Raw genomic sequence first — 26,409 nt, forward strand, 5'->3', positions numbered from 1 at the left:
CATTAGTGTCATTTACAGGCAGCTCGTTACATCGTTAAAATGCGACAAATTCTCATTCGCCATGAGACGACTGCCGTGTCGACTGCTTCCAAATTGGGCTTTCTCTTTAGCGACCACCATCGCTGGCTGCTGCAGTATGTTCAGCGCCAATTGCGTAACCGCGCTGACGCCGAAGACACCGCTGCAGAAACCTTCTGCCAACTGCTCACCGCCCGTGTCGATCCGGAAAGCCTCGAACAGCCTCGCGCCTTTCTCTCCACTGTCGCCCGGAGGCTGATCTACGATCGCTACCGCCGCCAGCGTCTGGAGCAGGCCTACCTGGAGCGACTGGCGCTGCTGCCCGAAGAGTTCGCCCCCTCGCCCGAGGAGAAGATCCTCCTGTTGGAAGCGCTTACCAGCATCGACCGCACGCTTTCAGACCTGCCCCTGGCAGTGAAACAGGCGTTTCTCTACAGCCAGCTCGATGGTTTTTCCTATGCAGAGATCGGCCGGCGCCTTGGTGTCTCCGAGCGTACGGTGGGCCGCTACATGACCCAGGCCATTCGCCAGTGCTGGCTGAGCGGTATGCAGCCGTGAAAGGCGAAGCGCTCGACCCCGTCGTCGAACAGGCCATCGACTGGATGGTGTGCTTGCGCTCGGGCCGTGTTGACGTACGTACCGAGGATGCCTTCCAGAACTGGCTGAATGCCGCACCCGGCCATGCCCATACCTGGCAACAGCTGCAGAGTCGGTTGGGCGAGCCCTACGATATCGTGCGCCGCGCGCCGAGCGCCCTGCGCGAGCCCTTGTTGCAACCCACCCATTGCCGCCGCGATGTATTACGTGGGCTGGTTGGTGTCGGCCTGCTCGGTGGCGGCCTCTGGTTGGCGGCGCGCAGCGACAGCGGCCAGGCCCTGCTGGCCGATCTGCATACGGGCACGGGTGAGCGGCGCAACCTGACACTGGCCGATGGCAGCCGTTTGAGCCTGAATGCCGGCAGTGCTGTGGATCTTGATTTCTCCGCCGGGCAACGCTTGCTCCGCCTGCGTCGCGGAGCACTGGTGGTGCAGGTGGCGACAGATCCGTCGCGGCCTTTCATCGTGCGTACCGAGCAAGGTGATGCACGCGCACTGGGTACCCGCTTTCTGGTCGAGCGCCAGGACGAGTCGACCCGTGTGGTGGTGCTGGAGCACTCCGTGCGGGTCTCCCTGCCCACGGGCAGCCAGCTCGACCTGCAGGAGGGGCAGTCCGCTGTACTGCACGCGGCACGCATCGAGCGTCTCGACAGCGACCAGCGCTTCCGTGCCGACTGGCAGGAGGGCCAGCTCAGCGTGCTTGATGAGCCGCTGGATGCGGTGATCGAGGCCCTGAGGCCTTATCGTCGCGGTCTTCTGCGCCTCGACCCACAGATACGCAACCTGCGGGTGCAGGGCGTATTCCCACTGGACGACAGCGACCGCGCGTTGAACGCACTGGCTGAGACGCTGCCGCTCAAGATCGAGCGTTATGGCCCCTGGCTGACCCTGATCAGGCCGCGCGGCTAGGAGCCAGGCCGTACAAGGTGCTGAAGCGGTTGCCGGATGATCGATCCAGACGGCGGTGGCGCAAGCAGATCGCCGACTTGTCCACGAATGTGAATACAGACCTCATGATCAGCCCGGGAAAAGAATGAAAACTCTTCGCATCCGTGTCCGGTTTTCATATTTCGCGGCACCTCTCTCCTGACGACACACATATTCAGGAGAATTTCCGTGCTCAAACCCTGGCCACTCGCCCTGGCAATCGCGCTTGCCTCCGGCCTGCCGCTTGCCATTGCTCATGCCGAATCTACCGTGCAACAGCAGGTGCTGACCTTCGATCTAGCCGCCGCCAGCCTGGGCGAAACGCTCAACGCCATTGCCCGCCAAAGTGGCCAGGTGATCTCTCTCGATCCGCAACTGGTCAGCGGCAAACGGGCGTCTGCCGTACGCGGTACGATGACCGCCCAGCAGGCCATGCAACAGGCGTTGGCAGGCAGTGGGCTGCAATTGGTGGTGACTGCCGGTGGCAATTTGAGCGTGCAGCCCCAAGCAGATAACGCCGACGTACTGGAGCTCGGCGCCATGACCGTGAATGCAGCTCAACTGAGCGCAACCACCGAAGCCAGCGGCTCCTACACCTCCAATGCCGTGTCGCTGGGCAAAGGCGTGCAACGCCTGAAGGACATCCCACAGTCGATTACTGTGGTGACCCGCAAGCAAATGGATGATCAGAACACCCAGACGATCTCCGAACTGGTCAGCCGCACCCCAGGACTGACCGCGACCCGCTCACCGGGTTCGGGTCTGTTCATCTACTCCCGTGGTTTCAGCATCGACACCTTGCAGTACGACGGCGTGCCGATCCCGCGCAACACCTACTCGCTGGGGAGCTACCTTACCGAAGACCTTGTTTTTTACGATCGTGTCGAGGTACTGCGTGGCCCAGCTGCGCTGTTGCAAGGCGGCGACAGCCCAGGCGGTGCCATGAACCTGGTGCGCAAGCGTGGCCAGCAGCAGGCCGCAGTCACTCTTACCGGCAAGGCGGGCTCATGGGATCGCTATGGTCTTCAGGTGGATGCTGGCGGGCCTCTGAATGACAGCGGCACGCTGCGTGGTCGTACCGTGGTCAGCTACAACGACAGCGACTCCTTCATCGACTACGTAGGTGGCTGGAACCAGACGGTCTATGCCGCAGTGGACTATGACTTCACCCCGGATCTCACCGTGGGTGTCGGCGTCGCCAACCAGAAGGGCCATTCGCGCCCGGCGATGCTCGGCGTGCCCCGCTACGCCAATGGTGGCGACCCGGGTTGGTCGCGTTCGACCTATGTCGGTGCCGACTGGAACCGCTCCAACAACGACCAGACCAGCGTCTTTCTCGATACCGCCTATCGCATTAACGACAACTGGCAGGTCAAGGCCGCCAGCGTCTACATGAGCGAACATAACGGCGCCACCTACCAGGCCCTGTGGGATGCCTTGCCGACCAACGGCTCGACCGACAACACCTACATCGACTGGAGCACCGACTTCACTACCCACAGCAAGGGCCTCGATCTCTACCTGGATGGCGAGTTCACCGGCTTTGGCTTCGAGCAGACCTTCCTGCTGGGCGCCAACTACTCGCGCATCAACACCGACGACCGCTGGGCTCGTGCCCCGACGTTCGGCGCCGACTCGTCCAACGTTGACCATCATCGGCCAATGCCGAGCATCTACGACCTGGCCAATCGTGGCCGTGGAGAAACGCCCCAGTATGAGGTGGAGCAGAAAGGCCTGTACTCGCGCTGGTCGATCAACCTGACCGATCCACTGAAACTGATCGTGGGCGCGCGCGTCAGCTGGTACGACTACAGCTACGGGTCGGAAAACTTCGACGGCAGCAATCCCAGCGAAACCACCACCAAGAGCACCGGCAAGGTCTCGCCCTACGCGGGCCTGGTCTATGAACTGGATCAGCAGTGGTCGGTGTACGCCAGCTACACCGATGTGTTCCAACCACAGAGCACACTCGCCTCGCCGACCTCGGTGGTCGAACCGATCATTGGCACCAACTACGAGTTGGGACTCAAGGGCGAACTGCTGGATGGCGCCGTAAACACCTCGATCGCCCTGTTCCGTTACGACCATGAAAACCGTGCCGTACAAAACCGTAACGGACCGATGGATTGCAACGGCTGGTACTGCTCGACGGCGTCGGGCAAGGTGCGCAGCCAGGGCCTGGAAGCGCAGATCAGCGGTGAAGTGCTGAGCGGCCTGCAGGTGATGGCCGGTTACGTCTTCAACACCACCCGCTATCTGGAAGACGGCACCTACAAGGACAAGGTCTTCAGTACCTGGACGCCCAAGCACCAGCTCAAGCTGTGGGCTGACTACACCTTGCCAGGTGACTGGAGCCGCACCTCGGTGGGTCTGGGTACCACGGCCGTCAGCGGCACCACGTCCTATGACCATGTGTTCGACCTGCCCGGTTACACCGTCTGGGATGCGCGGGTGGCCTACAAGGTCAGCGACGAGATCAGCGTGGCAGCCAACCTGAACAACCTGCTCGACAAGAAGTACTACGTGCCTGCGTACAGCACCATCGACTACAACAACTACTATGGCGAGCCGCGCAACGTGATGTTTAGCGTCCAGTACACGCCGGAGTTCTGAGCCGTAGAGGCATCGACTGACGAGTATTGATCGTCGATCGTTCCCACGCTCTGCGTGGGAACGAAGCCCAGGGCGCTCCGCGCCCGTGCGCTATACGAGAGAAACCACCCACAGCGCCCTGGCACAGCCGTCCGAATATTCAGCCAATTCTCACTGCAGCTGTTCCCAAACCCGTGGCGCCTCCATACAATCGCGATCAATTCTTATCTGCATCGGCGCGCCAGGGAGTTTCGGGTGTCCAGCGTTCTGCCGCCTTCATCGCTGCACGATGACGTACACAGGCTTTACAACAATCACCATGGTTGGCTGCAAGGCTGGCTACGCCGCCGCCTGGGCGATCGTGAACGGGCCGCCGATATTGCCCAGGACACCTTCCTCCGCCTGCTGGTAACACGGCGCATGCCGCAACACGGCGAAGGCCGCCGCTTCCTCGCGCAGATCGCCCGCAACCTGATCATCGACCAGTGGCGCCGTCAGCGTATTGAACAGGCCTATCTGGAAAGCCTCGCCGCTCTGCCGGAACCGGAAACCCCGTCGCTGGAGACCCGTGCCATGGTCATCGAAACCCTGATGCAGATCGACGCTATGCTCGACGGCATGCCGGCCAAGGTGCGCGAGGCCTTCCTACTGTCGCAGTTCGAGGGGCTGACTTATCCACAGATCGCCGAGCGCCTCGAAGTCAGCGTCAGCTCGGTGCAGAAGTACATGCTGCGCGCCATCGCAGCCTGCTATCAGGTGCTCTACGCCGAATGAAAACCGCCCAGGACGCGCCCATCGCTCCCGCCATCGTCGAGCAGGCCAGCCACTGGCTGATGCTGCGCTGGGGCGGCGAACTGGATGATGAACAGCAGCGCCGTTTTACCGAGTGGCAGGCCGCCGACCTGGAGCACAACCGTGCCTGGCAGCGCCTGGAGCAACTGCAAAGCACCCTGACCGGCGTACCGAGCGACACCGCCCACGCCGTCTTGCGTGAAATGCCCGATGCCCGCAGGCGGCAGGCACTCAAACTGCTCGGAGCGCTACTGGTAACCGGCGGCAGCGGTTTCCTCGCCCACTCGCAACTGCCCTGGCGCGAGGCCATGGCCGACCTGCGCAGCGGCACTGGCGAACGCCTGCAACGCACCTTGCCGGATGGCAGCCGACTGAGCCTGAACAGCGGCAGCGCGGTGGACATCCTGTTCAGCGCGAGCGAGCGACGCATCCGCTTGCTCGACGGCGAACTGCTGCTCGACAGCGGCCACGATGCGACCCATCGTCCGCTGATCGTGGAAACCGCCGCCGGGGAGATCCAGGCGCTGGGCACACGCTTCTCGGTGTACCAGCAGGGCGGCGGCAGCCAGGTCGAACTGTTCGAGGGCCAGCTGGAATTGCGTCCACGGCATGCACCGCCAGTGCGCCTGCAAGCCGGACAAAGTCGCTGGTTCTCCGCCACGCGCCTGGGTGAGGTTGCTCCGGCAAACGCCAACGCCATCGCTTGGAACGACAGCCGCTTGATCGCTGAGCGCATGCCACTGGGCCAGTTTATCGCTGAGCTGTCACGCCATCGCCCTGGTGTGTTGCGCTGCGACCCGGCAGTCGCCAGCCTGCCGCTGACTGGCGTATTCCCCCTGGCCGACACCGACCGGGTGCTGACGGCGCTGCAGCAGTCGCTGCCGGTCAGGGTGCACAGCCTGACGCGCTACTGGGTCACGGTAGGGCCGGCGTAGAAGCCTTCCCCGGAGACAGCGCAACCGTGGGAGGAGCTTTAGCCGCGACCGTTACGGGCCTGAAGCGCCTCTCACAAGTGCCTGCTTAAGTGCTGAAGGCGATTGAAAAAATTTCTGCAGACCCTTGTCGGTTTTGCCGGCTCGTCCGGGATACCTCTTGAACTTAACCAAGAAGCATTCTCAAGAGGATCATCCAGAATGCCGCATCTGCCCACTTCGACCCGTTCCCGGCTTAGCCTCGCGGTTCGCCACGCCCTGTTCGCCGGCCTGCTGGCCGGCACTCCGCTGCTCCTCGCCACGCCCATCGTCCAGGCCCAGCCGGCTGCCAGCGAGCAGGCACGTGCCTACGCCATCCCCGCCGGCCCGCTGGATCAGGCGCTGAACCGTTTTGCCAGCGAAGCCGGCATTCTGCTGTCCGTCGATGCACAACTTACGGCCGGTAAACGCAGCCCGGGGCTCAATGGCAGTTACTCGGTGGAGGAAGGCTTCCCCCTGCTGCTGGCCGGCACCGGTCTGCGCCCCCTCAACCAGGGCGGCAATTATGCGTTGGCCTTAGCGGTGCAAGGCGGCGATGCGCTAGAGTTGGCGGCAACCACGGTGACTGGTACTCGGCTTGGCGCCACCACCGAGGGCACCGGCTCCTACACCACCGGCTCAAGCAACACCGCGACCAAGATGGCCATGAGCCTGCGCGAAACACCGCAGTCGGTCACCGTACTGACGCGGCAGAAGATGGACGACCAGAATGTCCAGTCGCTGGACGATGCCGCGCGCACCACCACCGGCATCACCTACACCAAGATCGGTACCGGGCGCTCCACCTACTACTCGCGCGGCTTCGAGGTCAGCGACCTGCAATTCGACGGTATTCCGAGCAACATCTCGGAAAACTACTCGATGGACGTCATGTCCACGGCGAACATGGCGATCTACGACCGCGTCGAAATCGTGCGTGGCGCCAACGGTTTACTGCAAGGCACCGGAAACCCCTCCGCGACCATCAATCTGGTGCGCAAGCGGCCGACGGAGGACTTCCGCCTGGGCGCTGAACTGGGTGCCGGCTCCTGGGACAACTACCGCAGCCAGATCGATGTGTCCGGCCCACTCACCGACAGCGGCAACATCCGTGGCCGGGCAGTGGCCTACTACAACAACGCCAACAGCTACCGCGATGGCTCGGAGAACGACAACCAGCTGCTGTACATGATCGGCGAAGCCGACCTGAACGACTCCACCGTGCTCACCCTGGGCGCCAGCGCGCAGAAGGACAACAGCAACGGTTACGACTGGGGCGGCCTGAATACCCGTGCCGACGGCTCGTTCTATCCACTGTCGCGCTCGACCAACTTGGCCGGCGACTGGGCCTATCTGGATCGCAACAACTACACCCTGTTCGGCGACATCACCCACCATTTCGCCAACGAGTGGAAGCTGACCCTGGCACTGAACTCGATCTGGTCCGACGCTGGCTTCCTCTCCTCGTACCCGGCGCGCACCAGCGGCGACAACTACCGGCTGGTGGTGTCCCAGGCCGACTACAAGGATCGCCAAATGGGCGTCGATTTGTACGCTACCGGCCCCTTCGAACTGTTCGGTCGCAAACACCAGCTGATGCTGGGCGCCAATGATCGCAAGGACGAGTTCGACGTGGGCATCCACACCGCCAGCAACACGCCGACCATCGACATCACCGATTTCGATCACAGCGCAATTCCCGCACCCAACCTCAACGCCGCCCAGTCCGACTACGCCTACGTGCGCAAGGAGCGCGGCCTGTATGCCGCCTCGCGCTTCAGCCTCAGCGACGACCTGAGCCTGATCATCGGCAGCCGCGCCAGCTGGTCCGACTACAAGGTCGACAGCCCCTACGTGCATGACCAGTACAAGGAGGACGGACGCCTGATTCCCTATGCAGGCGTGGTGTACGACCTCGACCAAAACCACTCTCTGTACGCCAGCTACACCGAGATCTACAAGACCCAGAGCTATTACAGCGTGGGCGACACGCTGCTCAATCCGATCGAGGGTGAAAACTACGAATTGGGGCTCAAGGGTGAATATTTCGGCGGCCGCCTCAACACCGCCGTCGCGCTGTTCCAGACCGACCTGCTGAACATGCCAGAGGCACAGGTGGCGGCCCCAACCTGTGGTGTGACCGGAACGAGCAGATGCTATGAAGAAGGGGCCAAGGTGCGTAACCGCGGCTTCGAGCTGGAAATCTCCGGCGAGCCGCTCGAAGGCTGGAACGTCAGTGCCGGCTACACCTACAGCGACCCCGAGTATGTCGGTGGTGCGAGCAAGGGGTCTGACTACTACCGGCGCATCCCACGCCGCTTGCTGAAGGTGTCGACCAACTACCGCCTGCCCGGCGTGCTGGAGAAGTGGCGCGTAGGGGGCGACGTCTATGCGCAAAGCCATACCGCTGCCGACGTCACCTCATACACCATCGAGCAGGGCGGCTACACGCTGCTCAACCTGTACGCCCACTATCAGATCAACCATCAGTTCAGCGTGCAGTACAACCTCAACAACGTCCTGGACAAGAGCTACTACCAGTCGCTGCCAACCTCCAACAACTGGGGCGGCCTGCATTACGGCGACCCGCGCAACTTCAGCCTGACCCTGCGTTACACCTACTGAGATGGCTTGCCGGGCTCAGAACAATATGGCGACGCCAAGCAAGCCGTAAAGAAGGTGACTGGCCACCCGTGGAAGACCACAAAGCGTCTTCCACCATCCCGGCGCCATACCCTGCAACGGTGGATAAGCTGGCGCTGCGGCTGACGGAGCAGTGAGCTCAGCCCGAGAAGCTCTCGCTACCCAGCTCCGCGCGTAGCCACTCGGCCAGACGTTCGGCGCGCGGATCGCGAGCGCGACCCGGCACCCAGAGCGCCAGCCGCGCAGCGGTTTCGACGAAGCCCCAGGGCGCGACCAGGCGGCCGGCGGCCAGGTCGTCGGCCACCAGCGGCTGCGGCGCGATGGCCACACCCAGGCCGGCGGCGGCCGCCTCCAGCAGGTAGTAGAGATGCTCGAAACCCTGCCCCTGTTGCAGCCGTGCCAGCTCCAGACCCTGCGCTGCGGCCCACTGCGGCCAGGCCTGTGGGCGCGAAGCGGTGTGCAGCAACGGTTCCTCGAGCAGCGCCGCAGCGGGCGCATCGCGCAAACGCGCATAGCCGGCAAAGCGCGGACTGAGCACAGGCCCGATCCGTTCGATATCGAGCTCATGCACCTGCATGTCCGCCGGCCAGGGCGGCGCGGCGAAGCACAGGGTGGCGTCCACCCCGGGGCGGCGCGGGTCCAGCTCGCCCTCACTGGCCGATAGCTGCAGGCGCAGCTCCGGCAGCTCGCGATTGAGGCGATCCAGGCGTGGGATAAACCAGCGTGCCAGCAGGCTACCGGGGCAAGCGAGGACGAAGGGCGCATCGTCCTGGCGTTGCCGGAGCTCGGCGCAGACCCCACGCAGGCGCTCGAAGGCGTCGCCGGCAGCATCGCGCAAACGCATGCCGGCATCGGTGAGCTTCACCCCACGACCGTCCTTGTCAAACAAACTGACGCCGAGCTGTTCTTCCAGCGCACGAATCTGCCGACTGATCGCACCATGGGTGACATGCAGCTCCTCACCCGCACGACTCACACTCTGCAGGCGGGCGGCGGCCTCGAAGGCGCGCAGGGCGTTTAGCAGGGGCAGATCTCGATTCATGTCATCAATCTGCAAGGCGCGGAAGGAAGCTGGTATCGACGCTGTAACGTCGAGGGTCATTGGGGTCGACCATTACCTGCAGAAATTCATTCCCGATAAACGGCTGCGGGTCGAACCACAGGTCTTCGCTGTAGAACAGATGTACTTCGCCGGTACTCGGGTTGCACCACTGACAGACCAATTGCCAGGCCGGCACATTGTTGAAGGTGGAAAACGGGTTGCGCCGGATTTCCACGAACTGTGCCTGTACGGCCTGGCCTTTACGTTTGAGCCGTTTGCGCCGACTGTCGACCAGCGCCTCCGGTATTAACAGCGCCAGCCCGATCAACGTGAAGAACAAACCAATGGCACCCAGTATCAGGCTGATGAACCAGTTCTGCAGGAAGCTATCGATATGCGCGTGCTGCGGCTCCAGGGGGTCGTAGAACAATTCGACCGTGTCGCCTTCGGCATAGCCAGGCCGACTGCAGACCTCGCCCGTAAAGGTAATGCGCTCCCCCGGGCGGGGAAAGAATTCAACGAGAGGGCAGCCCCGGCCCATCAACGCCACCACACTGCCGGTCGTTCGCACCATGCGTTCCTCTTCATTCCATCTGTGATTTTGTAGAACCAATGCGATGGCAATAAGAAAAGCGCCTACCACAGGAAAAGTCCATAACCAGCGATCATTCATGCTATTCATCCATGATTAATATGTCAGAAAAAATCACATGTTTAAGCAAATTAATCAGTTTTTATCTACCCCCTTCAAGCCTTAAGCTACCTCCATTGTCTGACCAACCAACGGATGACAGCCATGCCTGGTTCACAGAATTCCTTTCGCACCGGCCCCGACGCTCGCGGCCTGTTCGGTCGCTTCGGCGGCCAGTTCGTCGCCGAAACCCTGATGCCGCTGATCAACTCACTGGCCGCCGAATACGAGAAGGCCAAGAGCGATCCAGCCTTCCTCGAAGAACTCGCCTACTTCCAGCGCGACTACATCGGCCGTGCCAGCCCGCTGTACTACGCCGAGCGCCTCTCCGAGCACTTCGGCGGGGCGAAGATCTACCTCAAGCGCGAAGACCTGAACCACACCGGCGCGCACAAGATCAACAACTGCATCGGCCAGATCCTGCTGGCCAAGCGCATGGGCAAACAGCGCATCATCGCCGAGACCGGCGCTGGCATGCACGGCGTAGCCACCGCCACCGTGGCCGCGCGCTTCGGCATGCAGTGCGTGGTGTACATGGGCACCACCGATATCGACCGCCAGCAGGCCAACGTCTTCCGCATGAAGCTGCTCGGCGCCGAGGTGATCCCGGTCACTGCCGGCACCGGCACCCTCAAGGACGCCATGAACGAAGCCCTGCGCGACTGGGTGACAAACGTCCACAACACCTTCTACCTCATCGGTACCGCCGCCGGTCCGCATCCGTACCCAGCCATGGTGCGCGACTTCCAGTCGGTGATCGGCAACGAAGTGCGCGAGCAGATCCTGGAGAAGGAAGGGCGCCTGCCAGACTCTCTGGTCGCCTGCATCGGCGGTGGCTCCAACGCCATCGGCCTGTTCCACCCCTTCCTCGATGACGAAGGCGTGCAGATCGTCGGCGTCGAGGCGGCCGGCCACGGCATCGACACCGGCAAGCATGCGGCGAGCATGGCTGGCGGCGCACCGGGCGTGCTGCACGGCAACCGCACCTTCCTGCTGCAGGATGACGACGGCCAGATCACCGACGCCCACTCGATTTCCGCCGGCCTCGACTACCCGGGCGTCGGCCCGGAACACGCCTGGTTGCACGAGATCAAGCGCGTCGAATACGTGCCGATCAGCGATGACGAGGCCCTCGAAGCCTTCCACCAGTGCTGCCGCCTGGAAGGCATCATCCCGGCCCTGGAAAGCGCCCACGCGCTGGCCGAAGCCTTCAAGCGCGCACCCAGGCTGCCCAAGGATCACCTGATGGTGATCAACCTGTCCGGTCGTGGCGACAAGGACATGCAGACCGTGATGCACCACATGCAGGACAACCAGGAGAAGCACGCATGAGCCGCCTGCAGAACCGTTTCGCCGAACTCAAGCAGGAAAACCGCGCCGCGCTGGTGACCTTCATCACCGCCGGTGACCCCGACTACGCCACCTCGCTGAGTATCCTCAAGGGCCTGCCGGACGCTGGCGCCGACGTGATCGAGCTGGGTATGCCCTTCACCGACCCGATGGCCGACGGCCCGGCTATCCAGCTCGCCAACATCCGCGCGCTGGCCGGCAAGCAGGGCATGCAGCAGACGCTGCAGATGGTTCGCGAATTCCGCACCGGCAACCAAAGCACGCCGCTGGTGCTGATGGGCTACTACAACCCGATCTTCGTCTACGGCGTCGAGCGTTTCATCGCTGACGCCAAAGAGGCCGGCGTCGATGGCCTGATCGTGGTCGACCTGCCACCAGAGCACAACGACGAACTGTGCGAGCCGGCGCAGAGCGCAGGCATCGACTTCATCCGCCTGACCACCCCGACCACCGATGACGACCGTCTGCCCACCGTACTGGCTGACAGCTCCGGCTTTGTCTACTACGTGTCGGTAGCGGGCGTGACTGGCGCCGGTGCGGCGACCATGGATCACGTCGAGGAAGCCGTGGCGCGCCTGCGTCGTCACACCGACCTGCCGCTGTGCATTGGCTTCGGCATCCGCACCCCGGAGCACGCCGCCGAAGTGGCCAGGCGCGCCGAGGGCGCGGTGGTCGGCTCCGCTCTTATCGACAAGATCGCCGAAGCGCAAAGCCCGCAACAGGCCATCGACGGCGTACTCGGTCTGTGCCGTGAACTGGCCGAAGGGGTACGTGGCGCGCGGCGCTGATCGCATCTCTGGCAAGTTAAAAAGCCGCTGGCGGAGCGACCCGTCAGCGGCTTTTTCATGGGCATGTCGTAGCCAATAACTCGGTGACCTGGATTGAGGACAGCGATACCCCGGAAATTGACTATTGGGTTTCGCGAGGCTCACCCCATCCTATGCGCTCACGTAGACCAAGCCATCGCCATAGCTTTTTGTACCTCAAGCAAAAGCGCATCAGTCGCCGCAACCAACTCAGCCAGCAGCGGTTCATCTATGTCCATATACCCTTCGTACTCTGCCAGATTGCGTCGCTCATGGCACAGCGCAAACAGGCGCACTTGTGCCTTGCTGACGGAGAGCGTGTGCGCCAGGCATTGGAATACCAAGTAGCGGCGGTCGGAGCGATAACCTTGGAGGCGCAATGCAGTCAGTGCCAGTGCATGTGCGGCGTTGTAGGCAAGGTCGAAGCGGCTGGCGAATGACAGCGAGGGTGTATGAGCATCCTGCAGGCGATCAATAGCCGAACGCAGCAGTCCTTCACATTCCTTGCAGTCTGGCGGTTCGGCCTTGAGGCTGCCCGTGCGCAATAGGTTTTCCAGATTGTCGTTATTGCCCATGTTCGGTTCCCTCCGGATCGTGGCCAATCAGCTCGATCTTGCCCTGCTGCGCCACACGCAGCACGAAGCTGTTACCAGCGGCTTTCCTGGCCTTCCACTCGTCTGGAGTGTACAGCGTCGGGTTGATGGTGCGCCCTAGTTGCGCCTCAACCGACAGCAAAAGCTCCATCACTTCGGCATAGCTGAGGCCGTCGCCGATAAGCATCAGATCGATATCGCTGCCAGCATGTTCACTGCCTTTGGCCAGCGAACCATAGACGAACGCCCACGTCAGTTTCCCGGCCAGCGGTGCGAGCGCTTCACGCAGCGGCGCACCGATTCCAAATGTCTTGCGCACGATGCCTTGCAACTCGACGTAGATCGGACATTTCCGGTTGGCCTGGTAATGGGTCTGGTTGCCGTGGCGGCTCATGGTCAGGATGCCCACCTGCTGCAACCGCTCCAGCTCACGCATCAGGCTGCCTTTACCTACCTGTGCATAGCGGGCGATTTCATTGGCATAGAAGCTCTGCTCTGGATTGCCGTAAAGCAGCCCCAACACCTTACGCTGTGTGCCCGTGAACAGCGTCTCGCTTAATGAAAGAGTTGGCATAGAAGATCCATTGAGTCCCAGTGAGGGAATGATAAGTCCCAAAATAGGACTGCTCAAGACTCTTTCAACAGAATCCGCAGGGCTGCAGATGGCGCCGCCCGATGCTTACGCACCGCAACGGCGAAGGCGACTCTACTCGCCCGCCCGCTTGAGCAACTGCTTGCAACGCTCGGACAGGTGCACCACGCGCAGGTGCTTGCCGGCGCGCTCGTAGCGCTCGCGCAGGGTTTTCAGCGCGGCGATGGCCGAGTAGTCGACGAAGCTCAGGTGGCGGCAGTCGAGAGTCACCTGTTGCGGGTCATCGGCGGGCTCGAACTGCGCGAGGAAGGTGGTACAGGAGGCGAAGAACAATGTGCCGTGCACACGGTACAGCTTGCTGCCATCGGCCTGCATATCGCTGTCGGCGTAAAGCTCACGGGCATGCTGCCAGGCGAAGTTGAGCGCAGCGATGATGATGCCGCAGAGCACTGCCGTTGCCAGGTCGGTGGCCACCGTGATGGCGGTCACCGCGATGATCACCAGCACGTCGTTGGCCGGCACCTTACCGGCGACGCGCAGTGAACCCCAGGCGAAGGTCTGCTGCGCCACCACGAACATCACGCCGACCAGCGCGGCCAGCGGGATGCGCTCGATCAGTGGCGAGAGAAACAGCATGAAGAGCAGGATCATCACCCCGGCGACGACACCAGACAGCCGCCCGCGCCCACCCGAGCCGAGGTTGATAACGGTCTGGCCGATCATCGCGCAGCCGCCCATGCCACCGAACAAGCCGGACGTCATGTTGGCCACGCCGAGCGCCACGCACTCGCGATCCGGGTGGCCGCGCGTGGCGGTGATTTCGTCGGTCAGGTTCAGGGTCAGCAGGGTTTCCAGCAGGCCGACCAGAGCCATCAGCACGGCGTAGGGGGCGATGATGACGAGGGTTTCCAGATTCCAGGGAATGTCCGGCCACACCAGGCTCGGCAGGCCGCCGGCAATCTGCGCCATGTCGCCGAGGGTATGGGTCGGCAGATCCATCAGGTAGACCAGCGCGCCGATGCCGAGGATTGCGACCAGCGCAGGCGGCACGGCGCGGGTCAGGCGTGGCAGCAGATAGACGATGAGCATGGTCAGCGCCACCAGCCCGAGCATCAGGTATAACGCGTTGCCTTGCAGCCAGTGACCGTCGTGCTGGAAGTGCTCGAACTGGGCCAGGGCGATGATGATCGCCAGGCCGTTGACGAAGCCCAGCATCACCGGGTGCGGCACCATACGGATCAGCTTGCCCAGGCGCAGCAAACCGAACGCCAGCATGATCAGACCACCGAGCAGCACCGTGGCCAGCAGGTACTGCACGCCGTGCTGTATCACCAGCGCGACGATCACCACTGCCATCGAACCAGCCGCGCCGGAGATCATCCCCGGTCGGCCACCGAACAGGGCGGTGAGGGTGCAGATGATGAAGGCGCCATACAGGCCCATCAGCGGGTTGACCTGGGCCACCAGGGCGAAGGCGATGCACTCGGGTACCAGGGCGAAGGACGAGGTCAGGCCGGCCAGCAGGTCGGCGCGTAGGCGTGCGGGTTTCATGAGCGGGCGTGTGAACAGGCAAAAGGGCGCGCATGTTAGCGCCCGAAGCGACCTGCCGTCATGCGCTCAGAGATGACCGGGGGATCAGCAACCTGGTCCATACCCCGTGGATGCATGGCAATCACAGAGCAGAGGCTCTGTCAGGCATCGCTTACCGATACAAAGCGCACAGCGGCTCGATCTTGTCGCCTTTGACGTATGAGAAATTCAGCTTGAGGCCTTCGATCTCCATGCCCAGCTCCATGGTCTTGGCATTGAAAGCCAGGACCTGCAGATCGAAGCTCTGATAGGGCGAAGTGATGTGGATGGTCTGGCCATCCTCGCTGAGGCGATAGTCAGAGACCTCTACTTCCCGCTCGCTCGGCGTTGCGCAGTTGAACGGATGCAGGTCACTCTTGCCGTCGGCCTTGAACTCGACGACGTTGGCGATACCGTTGTTCAACGGCGTCATGGCCCAGATGCCGAGTAATTGGTCCTGGCTTTCGATCGTGGCGGCACTGGCCGCGCTCGACAACAGGGCGAACAGGGGAACACACAGCAGTTTCTTCATGGGATTTCCTTATCGGATGATGAGACACGTCCACAGGCGGACATGCGCGGCGCCGATGCTACCTGCATCCGGCAAAGCCGGACACGAAGGGAGCCACACTCCGGCAGCCCGACACATATTCTGCAACAAGGAGCCCAGCCATGAGCAAGAATCTACTGATCACCGGTGCCAGCCGCGGCATCGGCCGCGCCACTGCCCTGCTGGCCGCGGCTGGCGGCTGGACGGTCGGCGTCAACTACCGCAGCGGCCGCGAAGCCGCCAATGAGGTGGTGGCGCAGATCGAAGCCATGGGCGGCAAGGCCGTTGCGCTGCCTGGCGATGTCGCCAACGAGGACGATGTGCTGCGCCTGTTCGAGGCCATGGACAAGCTCGGCCCGCTGCACGGCCTGGTAGTCAATGCCGGCATCGTCGCCCCGCCCATGTCGCTGCTGGAGATGAGCGGCGAACGCCTGCAACGGATGTTCGACGTCAATGTGCTAGGCAGCTACCTCACCGCGCGCGAAGGAGCTCGGCGCATGGCCCGCAGCCGTGGTGGAGAGGGTGGTTCGATGGTGCTGGTGTCGTCGGTGGCCGCCAGCCTGGGCGCGCCCTTCGAGTATGTCGACTATGCCGGCGCCAAAGGCGCGATGGATGTACTGACCCGCGGCCTGGCCAAGGAATTGGGCGGCGAGGGCGTACGGGTCAATGCCGTGCGCCCGGGACTGATCGATACCGAGATCCACGCCAGCGGTGGCCAGCCGGATCGCGCCGAGCGCCTGGGCAAGGCGACACCGCTGGGCCGCGCCGGACGTGCCGAGGAAGTCGCCGAAGCCATCCTCTGGTTGCTCGGTGAAAAGGCCAGCTATACCACTGGCGCGCTGATCGATATCGCTGGCGGGCGCTAGCTCTGAACGAAGGGAGGTCGAGCGAGACCGAAACACCCTTCTGTCGCACCCCTAATAGAGAGGACATCTGCCAGGAGATCCACCGACCAGCACCGATACGCAAATGAGAAGCAATGATATTATCTGCGTTTTGAACAATCAGGTGCCTCTCTTGGCTCAGCCCCAACATGCCCCATGCCGGTATTCGCTAGAGGACCTCCGCCAATTGGGCCGGCGTCATCATGTGCATTACAGCCTGATTGGCGCACAGCACGAGGACAATCCGTGCGTGATGCAGGGCTACATCAACGAGCAGGAAACCAGCCTGGGCATGACGCTGGTCAGCTCTCAGGTACAAACCTTCCAGGGTTACCAGGCTCAGTCATTCACCTCTCCCAGCCTGACCATGATCGTCCTGCTGGAGGGACAGGCTCAGCTCGCCGGCCCCACCGTCATCACCCTCTCGCCTGGTCATGGCGTCATCCTGCTCGGCCAGGAAGAGCCCGGTCAGACGGCTCGGCATCACGCTCATCACAACTTGCGCGGCCTCAACCTGTCCATCGGCAACATCGATGACCTGGCAGACGAGAACCTGGCGGATCAGCTACGCGGCACCCTGCAACGCCGCAGCGCCTACACCCAACGCTGGACCATCCCCGCAAGCCTGCACCAGGGTTTGCAGGCCCTGGCCTGCGAACAGTCGCAAGGCTGCCTGCAACGGCTCTTGAACGAGGGCCTGGCACTGCAACTGTTGGCGCACGGCTTGAGCGCCATTGGCACTCATGAGCGCGACACCCCCTCGCTCAATCCACGTGATCGGGCCCTACTGGAACGGGTTCGCGATTACCTGCATCAAGAGCCTGGAGCCGAGCACAGCCTGCACCAGCTGGCACAACTGGCGTGCATGAGCCCCAGCTCTCTGCGCCAGAAGTTCCAGCACGCCTATGGCGTCAGCGTCATGGCCTACCTGCGCCGGCGCCGCATGGAGCTGGCCAGGCAATACCTCGAACAGGGTTGGCGAGTTCAGGACGCCGCCCACTATGTTGGCTATCGCCACGCCAGCAATTTCGCCACCGCGTACCGGCACCATTTCGGTGTTTCTCCCCGCGAGTTGATCTAGCAGGACATCACCCCCAACACCGTCGTTCCCGCCCTGGCATCCAGCATAGGAACACTGGCATCCGGCAAAAGTGGACCCTCAAGTAAATGTGAATAATTCGCATGAAGAAATTATTCCCATAAGGTCCCTGCAATGTCGAAGTGTTCGATCTTCCCCCTCACGCCGCTAGCCTCGGTGATGTGCAGCGCATTGCTGGCCACCGCAATGGCACCCCTGACAGCCGGGGCAACGTCACAAGGGGGTTTCGATGACAACGGCGCGAGCGAGACCAGCCTGACGCTGCCGGCGATGAATGTGCATGGCAAGCAGCTGCCGCAGTCGGGAACCGAGGGCACGGGCAGCTACACCACCGGCAGCATGTCCACCGCCGTAGGCCTGCCGCTATCGATACGCGAGACGCCACAATCGGTGAGCGTCGTTACCCGCCAACAGATCGAAGATCGCGGCCTGCGTGACACGGCGGCGGTTCTCGCCAGCGCTCCGGGTATCTCGATGAGCCGCAGCGACAGCAATCGGGTGTCGTTTTCCGCACGCGGGTTCGACATCGACAACTTCCAGTTCGATGGATTGGCTTCGCCGATCAACAACTTCTGGAACTTCGGCGCCACCGATATCGATTCGGCGATCTATGATCGCGTCGAGGTGGTACGCGGCTCGACGGGATTGCTGACCGGCGCCGGCAACCCCTCGGCCGCAGTCAACTTCATACGCAAGCGCCCATTGCCGGAGTTCGCCATCGGCGGCTCGCTCGGCATCGGACGTTGGCATCAGCGCCGTGGCGATATCGATATCTCCACCCCGCTCAGCGCTGACGGTCGAATCGCTGCCCGGGTGGTGGCGGCCTACTCCGAGCGCGACACCTTCATCGACCACCAGAGTTACGACAGTGAAACGCTGTACGGCGTGATCAGCGCGGAGCTGACCCCAAGCACGCAGCTGACTTTGAGCCTCGAACACCAGAAGAACGATACAGACGGCATGGGCGCCGGCGTTCCAATGTTCTACGCCGACGGATCGCGCACCAACTTTGGCCGCTCCACGGCCAACAACACCAAGTGGTCGTACTTCGGCACCGAGTCGAACACCGCCTTCGTCGATCTCGAGCACCAGCTGGACAACGACTGGAAGCTGCGCGCGGCCTACAGTCGTACCGAGGCCGATTACACCATGCGCTACCTGTTCCGCGGCGGTTATCCAGACCGGGACAACGCCGGCATGAGCGCCAGCTTCCTCAAGTACGACGGTGAGCGCACCCGCAACGATTGGCACCTGACCAGCAGCGGACCATTCGAGCTGCTGGGGCGCACTCACGAAGCCGCGTTCGGCTGGATGAGCATCGACGACGATCTGCAGATGGACCAGTACCTGCCGGTGCCAGGTACCGCGCCGATTGCCGACTCGAGACTGGACTGGACCAACGGCGACATCGCCGAACCCGTCTGGTCGAACGTTCGGGCCAACGGTGACCGAACCGATATTCGCCAGACTGGCGGCTACGCAGTGACACGCCTGTCGCTCGCCGACCCGCTGCATCTGATTCTGGGTGCTCGCGTCAGCACCTGGAAAATCGAACAGAACTACTTCGGCACCCAGCGCAACTATCGCTACAGTGATGAGGTCACGCCCTATGCCGGCCTGGTCTACGACCTCGATCAGACCTACAGCCTGTACACGAGCTACACCAGCATCTTCAAGAACCAGACGCAAAGGGCGCCGGATGGCAACTTCCTCGACCCGGTCACCGGCGACAGCTACGAGGCCGGGATCAAGGCCGGCTATCTGGGAGGCCGGCTCAATGCCGCCCTGTCGGTCTATCGCACCAAACAGGAGGGCCTGGCCGAAGCCATTCCCGATACCTTCCTGATTGCCGACCCCAGCCAGCAGGCTTACAAGTCCGGCGAGGGAGCCGTGGTCGACGGCTTCGACCTGGAGCTGAGCGGCGCGCTGAGTGAGGTGTGGAACCTATCCACCAGCTACACCCACCTCATTGCCCGCAATGGCGAGGGCAAGGCGATCAACACCACCCACCCACGCACGCAGTTCAAGCTGTTCACGACCTACCGCCTGGACGGTGCACTGAGGGACCTGACCCTGGGCGGTGGAACGACCTGGCGCAGCGGCATCTCCCGCGCCAACACCGGCAGCCCCAACGGCCCGGTGGACGTGAGCGCAGGCAGCTACGCCCTGGTCGATCTGATGGCCAGGTACCAGATCAGCGAGCACATCACGGCGACCGCCAACCTCAACAACGTCTTCGACAAGAAATACCTCGAGCAGATCGGCTTCTACAGCCAGCTCTGGTATGGCGAGCCTCGCAACCTGCAATTGACCCTGAGTGCGAGATTCTGAGCAGCAGCGGTCATGTCGTCACAGGCCCGGATCTGCCGGGTGTTCGTGATCAGCGCCAGGCTCAATCCCAGCGTGGCGCGAAGCCCGGGTTGGCGACACGCTCGCCGCGATCCAGCTTGGCGATAGCGGCCATGTCCGCCTCGCTTAGGCGCAGTTCGGCGGCAGCCAGGTTCTCGCGCTTGGTCGAGGACGGAATCACCGCATACCCCTGCTGCAACGACCAGGCCAGGGCGACCTGCGCCGGGCTGGTGCCATGGGCAGCGGGATGCGCTGGATATCCGGCTCGGCCAGCACCTTGCCGTAGGCCAGCGGCATGTAGGCGGTGAGAGGGATCCCCTGCTGCCGGGCGAAGTCCACCAGCTTGCGGTTCTGCAGCAGCGGATGCTTTTCCACCTGGTTGGTGGCGATCTCATCCTTCCCCACTGCCTCGATGGCCTGGCGTAAATGAGCGATGGTGAAGATGGACGGCCGATCAGCAGACCGACGCTGGGACTGAATGGTTCGGCCTGACTCAGTGGGTAAAAGTTGCAGGCCCAAGGCAAAGGGCGAGCAGCAGGCAGACTTGCTGGCGAGCAGTATCCGCGCCAGACTCATGCGGAAAACTCCGCCAAGCCAGCAAAGCCTTTGACTGAAGCTCAACAATGAAGATCAGCCTGGAAGAAATGCTCGCCTTCGTCAGCGTGGTCGACTGCCGCTCGATCAGCGCCGCCGCCGAGCAGCTCGAGCAAACTGCATCCGGCGTCAGCCGTGCCCTCAGTCGGCTGGAGGAAAAGCTTGCCGTCACCTTGCTGCGCCGCACCACGCGGCGCCTGGAATTGACCGAGGAGGGCGAGTTGTTCCTGGCCCAGGCGCGACGCATCCTCGCCAGTGTCGAGGACGCGGAAGAGCAGATGACCCTGCGCCGCCAGGCACCAGCCGGGCGCCTGCGAATCAACACCGCCTCGCCCTTCATGCTGCACGTGATCGTGCCGCTGATCGGCGAGTTTCGCACGCTTTACCCGCAGATCGAGCTGGAACTGAACAGCGACGACCGTATCATCGATTTGCTGGAACGCCGCACCGACCTGGCCATCCGCATCGGCAACCTGCAGGACTCCAGCTTGCATGCCAGGCCGCTGTGCCACAGCCTCCGTCGCGTGCTGGCCAGCCCCGAGTACCTGCACCGACATGGCACGCCGACGCGTACCGAGGATCTGGCCGGTCATAGCCTGATCGGTTTCACCGAGCCGGACAGCCTCAACGAATGGCCGCTACGCCACGCCCTCGGCGAGCGCTGGCGCATCACTCCGAGCCTGCGCGCCTCCAGCGGCGACACCATTCTCGAACTGGCTCTGACTGGCGAAGGCCTGGTGTGCCTGTCGGACTTCATGACCGACGGCGCTCGCGCCAGCGGCGCGCTGGTGGAGGTGCTGGCCGAGCAACGCGTGGAGGTGCGCCAGCCGATCAACGCGGTGTATTACCGCAACACCGCGCTGGTGTCGCGCATCACCTGCTTTCTCGATTTTCTCAGCGAGCGGCTGGGCTGTCCGATCTGACGCTCCACGACCGAGAAAAATCGACCGTAGCCCGGATGCAATCCGGGGAAACAGTTGAAAGGCCCCGGATTGCATCCGGGCTACACGACAGCACAACGAAAAAGGGCGACTCAACGAGTCGCCCTTTCTGTCACCGCTGCATCACTGCTTGGCTTGCAGGCTCCACTCGGCCAGTTTCTGCTGCTTGTAGCTGAGCGCCGCAGCCGGTACCGGGGTGACCTTGCCGGTTTCCATCCAGCGCTTGAGGCGGTTGGCGTCGGCCATGTGGGTGTACTTGCCGAAGGCGCCGAGTACCACGAAGGCCACCGGGCGATTGGCGATGGTGGTGGCCATCACCAGGCAGCGACCGGCAGCATTGGTGAAGCCGGTCTTGCTCAGGTTGATGTTCCAGTCAGGCTTGCGCACCAGCGCGTTGGTGTTGCGAAAGCCGAGGGTGTAGTTGGGCTTGCGGAAGGCCACGGTCGCTTCGGAGTCGGTGCTGAACTGGTGGATCAGCGGGTACTGGTTGGCCGCCTTGACCATCAGCGCCAGGTCGCGGGCGGTGGCGACGTTCAGCTCGGACAGGCCGGTAGGTTCTACAAAATGGCTGTTGTGCATACCCAGCGCCTTGGCCTTGGCGTTCATCGCCGCGATGAAGGCCGAGTGGCCGCCTGGGTAATGGTGCGCGAGGCTGGCGGCGGCGCGGTTCTCCGAGGACATCAGCGCCAGGTGCAGCATCTCGCGACGAGTGATTTCGCTGCCGATACGCACACGGGAGAACACGCCCTGCATTTCCTGGGTGTCGCGGATGTTGATCGGCAAAACCTGGTCCAGCGGCAGCTTGGCATCCAGCACCACCATGGCGGTCATCAGCTTGGTGACCGAAGCGACCGGCAGACGCAGGTCCGGGTTGCTGGAATAGAGCTCCTGGCCAGTTTTCAGATCGATCAGCAATGCACTACCGGCGGCCAGCTCCTGCTTGGGCTGGGCGGGCGCGGCCTGGAGGTTCGAAACAACAAGGCTGCCGCACAGCAGCAGGCCCAAAATCGAATGATGGAGTTTCACGGTTTACTTCACCGGTTGGAGTGTGGGAGCCGCTGGCAGACTTGGAAAACGACTGACCAGAGCGGCGGCGACCAGTATAGGGATCACGCTTGGCTATTGCAGTATGGCCCGGTCAAACGGTTGCTGCTGGCGAATCCAGCTCGGCCTGCAACCAGTCGACGAAACGCGCGGTAAGGCGCTGGCGACGCTTGCGCTCGGGCAGCACCAGGTAATAGCCCAACGCCGAATGCACCTGGGCCTCACCCAGACGACAGAGCAGCCCCTGAGCCAGAAGTTCATCGACCAGATGGCGCCAGCCGATGGCCACGCCCTGCCCGGCAATCGCCGCCTGGATCAGCAGGGTGTAGTTGTCGAAACGCAAAGCGCCGGGCGTTGGCAGGCTGGCGATGCCCAGCGCGCGAAACAGGCCATCCCAGTCGAACCAGCGCGAACGGTGCTCGGGACGCAGGTGCAGCAACGGTAGTTCAGCCAGCACTGCGACCGGCAGCGGCGGCTGAAGCTCGCCGAGCAGACGCGGACTGCACACCGGGAATACCTCCTCGCGAAACAGCAGGTGCGCCTCGCCATGCTTGAAGCGGCCATCACCGAAGCGGATCGCCACGTCGATGTCGCTCGGCACCGTGGCCGGGTCGCGCTCGCTGGTGATCAGGCTGACGTCCACCTCCGGGTACAGCCTGTTGAAGCGCTGCAAACGTGGCATCAGCCAGTAGGCGGCGAAGGCGAAGTCGGTGGCCACCTGCAGCACTTCATGCTGCTGGCGCGCGGTGACGGCGACGAGCCCCGCATCGAGGCTCGCCAGCCCTTCCTGCACATGGGCCAGCAACAGCTCGCCGGCCTCGGTCAACACGATGCCTCGGTAGACGCGGTCGAACAGGCGCGTGGCCAGTTGCTGCTCCAGACGCTTGATCTGCTGACTGATCGCCGGCTGGCTGCTGCCCAGTTCGCTGGCGGCGGCGGTGAAACTGAGCTGGCGCGCCGCCGACTCGAACACCCGCAGTGCGTCGAGCGATAGTCCATCGATGGCTTTAAACATAAGCTCTGCTTATCCGAGGCATGTTTCGCAGCCGGGTTTACCCTGCCGCCGTTCTACCGGAATCATGGTGCCCGCACTGTCGCATAAACCAACAGTATGGAATACCCGCCACCATGAAGCGCCCGAACATCCTCTTCATCATGGCCGACCAGATGGCCGCGCCGATCCTGCCGCTGCACGATGCCGCCTCGCCGGTGCAGATGCCCAACCTGATGAAGCTGGCCGAGCAGGCCGTGGTGTTCGACTCGGCCTACTGCAACAGCCCGCTCTGTGCGCCGTCGCGCTTCACTCTGGTCAGCGGGCGGCTGCCGTCGAAGATCGGCGCCTTCGATAACGCCGCTGACTTTCCCGCTGATGTGCCGACCTACGCCCACTACCTGCGCCGCCTCGGCTACCGCACCGCGCTGTCGGGCAAGATGCACTTCTGCGGCCCGGACCAGTTGCACGGCTACGAAGAGCGCCTGACCAGCGACATCTACCCGGCCGACTACGGCTGGGCAGTGAACTGGGACGAGCCGGACGTACGCGCCAGCTGGTACCACAACATGTCTTCGGTGCTGCAGGCCGGCCCCTGCGTGCGCAGCAACCAGCTGGACTTCGACGAGGAGGTGGTATTCAAGGCACGCCAGTACCTCTACGACCATGTGCGCATGACCCCGGATCAACCGTTCTGCCTGACCGTGTCGATGACCCACCCGCACGACCCCTACACCATCCCGCGCGAATACTGGGATCGCTACGAAGGCGTGGACATTCCCATGCCGCGCCAGCACCTCGAGCAAAGCGAGCAGGACCCGCATTCGCAGCGCCTGCTCAAGGTCATCGACCTGTGGGACAAGCCGCTGCCCGAGAACAAGATCCGCGACGCCCGCCGCGCCTACTTCGGCGCCTGCAGCTACATCGACGACAACATCGGCAAGCTGCTGAACACCTTGGAGGAATGCGGCCTGGCCGACGACACCCTGATCGTCTTCTCCGGCGACCACGGCGACATGCTTGGCGAGCGCGGCCTCTGGTACAAGATGCACTGGTTCGAGATGTCCGCCCGCGTGCCGCTGCTGGTGCATGCGCCCAAGCACTTTGCCGCACGCCGGGTCAGCCAGTCCGTCTCGACCCTGGACCTGCTGCCAACCTTGGTGGAACTGGCCGGTGGCCAGGTCGAGCAGGGCCTGGAGCTGGAGGGCCACTCCCTGCTGCCGCACCTGCAAGGCACGGGTGGTCATGACGAAGTGCTCGGCGAATACATGGCCGAAGGCACTGTCAGCCCGCTGATGATGATTCGCCGCGGCCCCTGGAAGTTCGTCTATTCCGAGCAGGACCCACTGCTGCTATTCAACCTGGACAATGACCCGCTCGAGCGTCAGAACCTGGCCGAGTGCAGCGAGCACAGGGGTATCCTCGCCGGCTTCCTGGCCGAGGCCCGCGAACGCTGGGATATTCCGGCCATTCACGCCGCCACCCTGGCCAGCCAGCGCCGCCGCCGTCTGGTGGCCGAGGCCCTGAGCCAGGGCACGCTGACCAGCTGGGATCATCAGCCCTGGGTCGACGCCAGCCAACAGTACATGCGCAACCATATCGATCTCGACGACCTGGAACGCCGCGCCCGTTTTCCACAGGTATGAACCTTTACCGACTGCCGCCCCCAAAAGGACACCTCTAAAAACTACCTGCGTTGCCATCACTGCGTTAAAAACAGGCTGGAACGCCAGCCCGGTCAAATGCTCATTTACAGCTCGTAAACTGTGCTTTTCGCCTGTTTTTGCGGGGCCGCCATCGGTATTGCGCTGGCTGCCTCGCCTACGTTTTTAGAGGTGCCCAACACAGAAGAAAAAAGGAGAGACGCCATGAACCGATTCAGCGTGCTGTTACTCGCCACTGCGCTCACCAGCGCCGGCAACGTCTGGGCTGAGGACGCAGCCTGTGCCACGGTCAAGCTCGGTGATCCGGGCTGGAGCGACATCGCCGTGACCAACGGCATCGCCAGCTTCCTGCTCGACGGCCTGGGCTACAAGCCGCAAACCCAGACCCTGGCCGTGCCGATCATCTTCGCCGGCCTGCAGAAGGGCCAGGTCGACGTGTTCCTCGGCAACTGGATGCCGGCGCAGCAGAGCAACTATGACAAGTTCGTCGCCAGCGGCGAGGTGGACAAGCTGGCGCAAAACCTCGAAGGCACCGAGTACACCCTGGCCGTACCGACCTATGCCTTTGATGCCGGGGTGAAGACCTTCGCCGACCTGGACAAGCACGCCGACAAGTTCGGCAAGAAGCTCTATGGCATCGCCTCCGGCTCACCCGCCAACGAGTCGATCAAGCAGATGATCGCCGCCGACGAATTCGGCCTGGGCGACTGGACGCTGGTGGAGTCCAGCGAACAGGCGATGCTGGTGCAGGTCGGCCGCGCGGTGAAACGCGATCAGTTCGTGGTCTTCCTCGGCTGGACGCCGCACCCGATGAACGTGCAGCACGACATGAAATACCTGAAAGGCGGCGAGAAGTACTTCGGCGACAGCGGCCAGGTCAACACCCTGGCGCGCAAGGGCTACGCCGCGCAGTGCCCCAACGTCGGCAAGCTGCTGAGCAACCTGACTTTTACCCAGGAGATGGAGAACAGCATCATGGATCAGGTGCTGAGCAAACAGGCCAGCAACGACGCCGCGATCAAGGCCTGGCTCCAGGCCAACCCGCAGCTACTCGATGGCTGGCTGCAGGGCGTCAAGACCCTCGACGGTGGCGATGGTCTGGCCGCTGTGAAGGCGCGGCTTTGAATTAACC

General features: G+C 63.0%; 22 protein-coding genes and 1 pseudogene. 14 read left to right on the top strand and 9 right to left on the bottom strand.

All coding sequences use genetic code 11. The annotated features are described in order from the left end of the window. The first annotated feature begins 39 nt into the window (after positions 1 to 39). From GV002_RS12035 to GV002_RS12060, 6 genes are all read left to right on the top strand, one after another. Positions 40 to 576 (top strand): sigma-70 family RNA polymerase sigma factor, encoded by a 537-nt coding sequence (locus tag GV002_RS12035; RefSeq protein ID WP_160018593.1) that lies wholly within the window; start codon positions 40 to 42, stop codon positions 574 to 576. Further along, complete coding sequence (locus GV002_RS12040; protein WP_160018594.1) at positions 573 to 1,523, top strand: FecR domain-containing protein; 951 nt, start codon at positions 573 to 575, stop codon at positions 1,521 to 1,523. The genes GV002_RS12035 and GV002_RS12040 overlap by 4 nt, the downstream gene beginning before the upstream one ends. A 207-nt stretch (positions 1,524 to 1,730) precedes the next feature. Continuing rightward, positions 1,731 to 4,154: a TonB-dependent siderophore receptor gene (locus tag GV002_RS12045; protein ID WP_160018595.1), complete on the top strand. Its 2,424-nt coding sequence runs from the start codon at positions 1,731 to 1,733 to the stop codon at positions 4,152 to 4,154. A 234-nt stretch (positions 4,155 to 4,388) separates the two neighbouring features. Continuing rightward, positions 4,389 to 4,907, top strand: a complete 519-nt coding sequence (locus GV002_RS12050) for a sigma-70 family RNA polymerase sigma factor (RefSeq protein WP_160018596.1) — start codon at positions 4,389 to 4,391, stop codon at positions 4,905 to 4,907. After that, a complete protein-coding gene (locus GV002_RS12055; RefSeq protein ID WP_160018597.1) occupies positions 4,904 to 5,860 on the top strand; it encodes a FecR domain-containing protein in 957 nt (318 codons plus the stop codon). The genes GV002_RS12050 and GV002_RS12055 overlap by 4 nt, the downstream gene beginning before the upstream one ends. 198 nt (positions 5,861 to 6,058) lie before the next feature. Continuing rightward, complete coding sequence (locus tag GV002_RS12060; protein ID WP_160018598.1) at positions 6,059 to 8,500, top strand: TonB-dependent siderophore receptor; 2,442 nt, start codon at positions 6,059 to 6,061, stop codon at positions 8,498 to 8,500. A 157-nt stretch (positions 8,501 to 8,657) separates the two neighbouring features. Here GV002_RS12060 and GV002_RS12065 read toward each other — a convergent pair whose 3' ends face one another. Together GV002_RS12065 and GV002_RS12070 are read right to left on the bottom strand one after the other, a co-directional pair. Continuing rightward, positions 8,658 to 9,560 (bottom strand): LysR family transcriptional regulator, encoded by a 903-nt coding sequence (locus GV002_RS12065; protein WP_160018599.1) that lies wholly within the window; start codon positions 9,558 to 9,560, stop codon positions 8,658 to 8,660. A 4-nt stretch (positions 9,561 to 9,564) separates the two neighbouring features. After that, a complete protein-coding gene (locus GV002_RS12070; protein WP_160018600.1) occupies positions 9,565 to 10,233 on the bottom strand; it encodes a DUF3592 domain-containing protein in 669 nt (222 codons plus the stop codon). A gap of 123 nt (positions 10,234 to 10,356) precedes the next feature. Between GV002_RS12070 and trpB the strand changes: the two genes are divergently transcribed. Both trpB and trpA read left to right on the top strand, forming a co-directional pair. Beyond that, entirely contained in the window at positions 10,357 to 11,583 is a 1,227-nt protein-coding gene (gene trpB / locus GV002_RS12075; RefSeq protein ID WP_160018601.1) for a tryptophan synthase subunit beta, read from the top strand. Next, entirely contained in the window at positions 11,580 to 12,389 is an 810-nt protein-coding gene (trpA, locus tag GV002_RS12080; protein ID WP_160018602.1) for a tryptophan synthase subunit alpha, read from the top strand. The genes trpB and trpA overlap by 4 nt, the downstream gene beginning before the upstream one ends. A gap of 158 nt (positions 12,390 to 12,547) precedes the next feature. Here trpA and GV002_RS12085 read toward each other — a convergent pair whose 3' ends face one another. From GV002_RS12085 to GV002_RS12100, 4 genes are all read right to left on the bottom strand, one after another. Then, positions 12,548 to 12,982, bottom strand: a complete 435-nt coding sequence (locus GV002_RS12085; protein WP_160018603.1) for a hypothetical protein — start codon at positions 12,980 to 12,982, stop codon at positions 12,548 to 12,550. Next, on the bottom strand, positions 12,972 to 13,574 hold the full coding sequence (locus tag GV002_RS12090) for a nucleotidyltransferase domain-containing protein (protein ID WP_160018604.1): 603 nt from the start codon (positions 13,572 to 13,574) through the stop codon (positions 12,972 to 12,974). Before GV002_RS12090 ends, GV002_RS12085 begins: the two co-directional genes overlap by 11 nt. Positions 13,575 to 13,706: 132 nt before the next feature. Continuing rightward, positions 13,707 to 15,143 carry a SulP family inorganic anion transporter gene (locus tag GV002_RS12095; protein WP_160018605.1) on the bottom strand — a complete coding sequence of 479 codons (1,437 nt, stop codon included), beginning with the start codon at positions 15,141 to 15,143 and terminating at the stop codon, positions 13,707 to 13,709. Positions 15,144 to 15,294: 151 nt separating this feature from the next. Next, positions 15,295 to 15,693 carry a hypothetical protein gene (locus tag GV002_RS12100; RefSeq protein WP_160018606.1) on the bottom strand — a complete coding sequence of 133 codons (399 nt, stop codon included), beginning with the start codon at positions 15,691 to 15,693 and terminating at the stop codon, positions 15,295 to 15,297. A gap of 140 nt (positions 15,694 to 15,833) precedes the next feature. Between GV002_RS12100 and GV002_RS12105 the strand changes: the two genes are divergently transcribed. The 3 genes from GV002_RS12105 to GV002_RS12115 all read left to right on the top strand — a co-directional run bounded on the left by GV002_RS12105 (position 15,834) and on the right by GV002_RS12115 (position 20,025). Continuing rightward, positions 15,834 to 16,577: an SDR family oxidoreductase gene (locus GV002_RS12105; protein WP_160018607.1), complete on the top strand. Its 744-nt coding sequence runs from the start codon at positions 15,834 to 15,836 to the stop codon at positions 16,575 to 16,577. A 205-nt stretch (positions 16,578 to 16,782) separates the two neighbouring features. Beyond that, positions 16,783 to 17,676: a helix-turn-helix transcriptional regulator gene (locus tag GV002_RS12110; protein ID WP_160018608.1), complete on the top strand. Its 894-nt coding sequence runs from the start codon at positions 16,783 to 16,785 to the stop codon at positions 17,674 to 17,676. A gap of 132 nt (positions 17,677 to 17,808) precedes the next feature. Then, complete coding sequence (locus tag GV002_RS12115; protein WP_160018609.1) at positions 17,809 to 20,025, top strand: TonB-dependent siderophore receptor; 2,217 nt, start codon at positions 17,809 to 17,811, stop codon at positions 20,023 to 20,025. Positions 20,026 to 20,086: 61 nt separating this feature from the next. Here the strand turns inward: GV002_RS12115 and GV002_RS12120 are convergent. Beyond that, a pseudogene (locus tag GV002_RS12120) lies at positions 20,087 to 20,493 on the bottom strand (aldo/keto reductase); the annotation flags it as partial. A 173-nt stretch (positions 20,494 to 20,666) separates the two neighbouring features. Here GV002_RS12120 and GV002_RS12125 point away from each other — a divergent pair. After that, positions 20,667 to 21,560, top strand: coding sequence for a LysR substrate-binding domain-containing protein (locus tag GV002_RS12125; RefSeq protein ID WP_160018610.1), 894 nt, complete (start codon positions 20,667 to 20,669; stop codon positions 21,558 to 21,560). Positions 21,561 to 21,701: 141 nt separating this feature from the next. Here the strand turns inward: GV002_RS12125 and pbpG are convergent, their stop codons facing one another. Both pbpG and GV002_RS12135 read right to left on the bottom strand, forming a co-directional pair. Beyond that, complete coding sequence (pbpG, locus tag GV002_RS12130; protein ID WP_160018611.1) at positions 21,702 to 22,604, bottom strand: D-alanyl-D-alanine endopeptidase; 903 nt, start codon at positions 22,602 to 22,604, stop codon at positions 21,702 to 21,704. A 112-nt stretch (positions 22,605 to 22,716) separates the two neighbouring features. Continuing rightward, positions 22,717 to 23,637 (bottom strand): choline sulfate utilization transcriptional regulator, encoded by a 921-nt coding sequence (locus tag GV002_RS12135; RefSeq protein WP_160018612.1) that lies wholly within the window; start codon positions 23,635 to 23,637, stop codon positions 22,717 to 22,719. Positions 23,638 to 23,750: 113 nt separating this feature from the next. On the opposite strand from GV002_RS12135, the gene betC reads away from it, so the two are divergent. Both betC and choX read left to right on the top strand, forming a co-directional pair. Then, positions 23,751 to 25,259 carry a choline-sulfatase gene (betC, locus tag GV002_RS12140; protein ID WP_160018613.1) on the top strand — a complete coding sequence of 503 codons (1,509 nt, stop codon included), beginning with the start codon at positions 23,751 to 23,753 and terminating at the stop codon, positions 25,257 to 25,259. Between the two features lie 222 nt (positions 25,260 to 25,481). Then, complete coding sequence (gene choX, locus GV002_RS12145) at positions 25,482 to 26,402, top strand: choline ABC transporter substrate-binding protein (RefSeq protein WP_160018614.1); 921 nt, start codon at positions 25,482 to 25,484, stop codon at positions 26,400 to 26,402. Positions 26,403 to 26,409 lie beyond the last annotated feature (7 nt).

The organism is Pseudomonas sp. 8O (assembly GCF_902506495.1).
GTDB lineage: Bacteria > Pseudomonadota > Gammaproteobacteria > Pseudomonadales > Pseudomonadaceae > Aquipseudomonas > Aquipseudomonas chaetocerotis.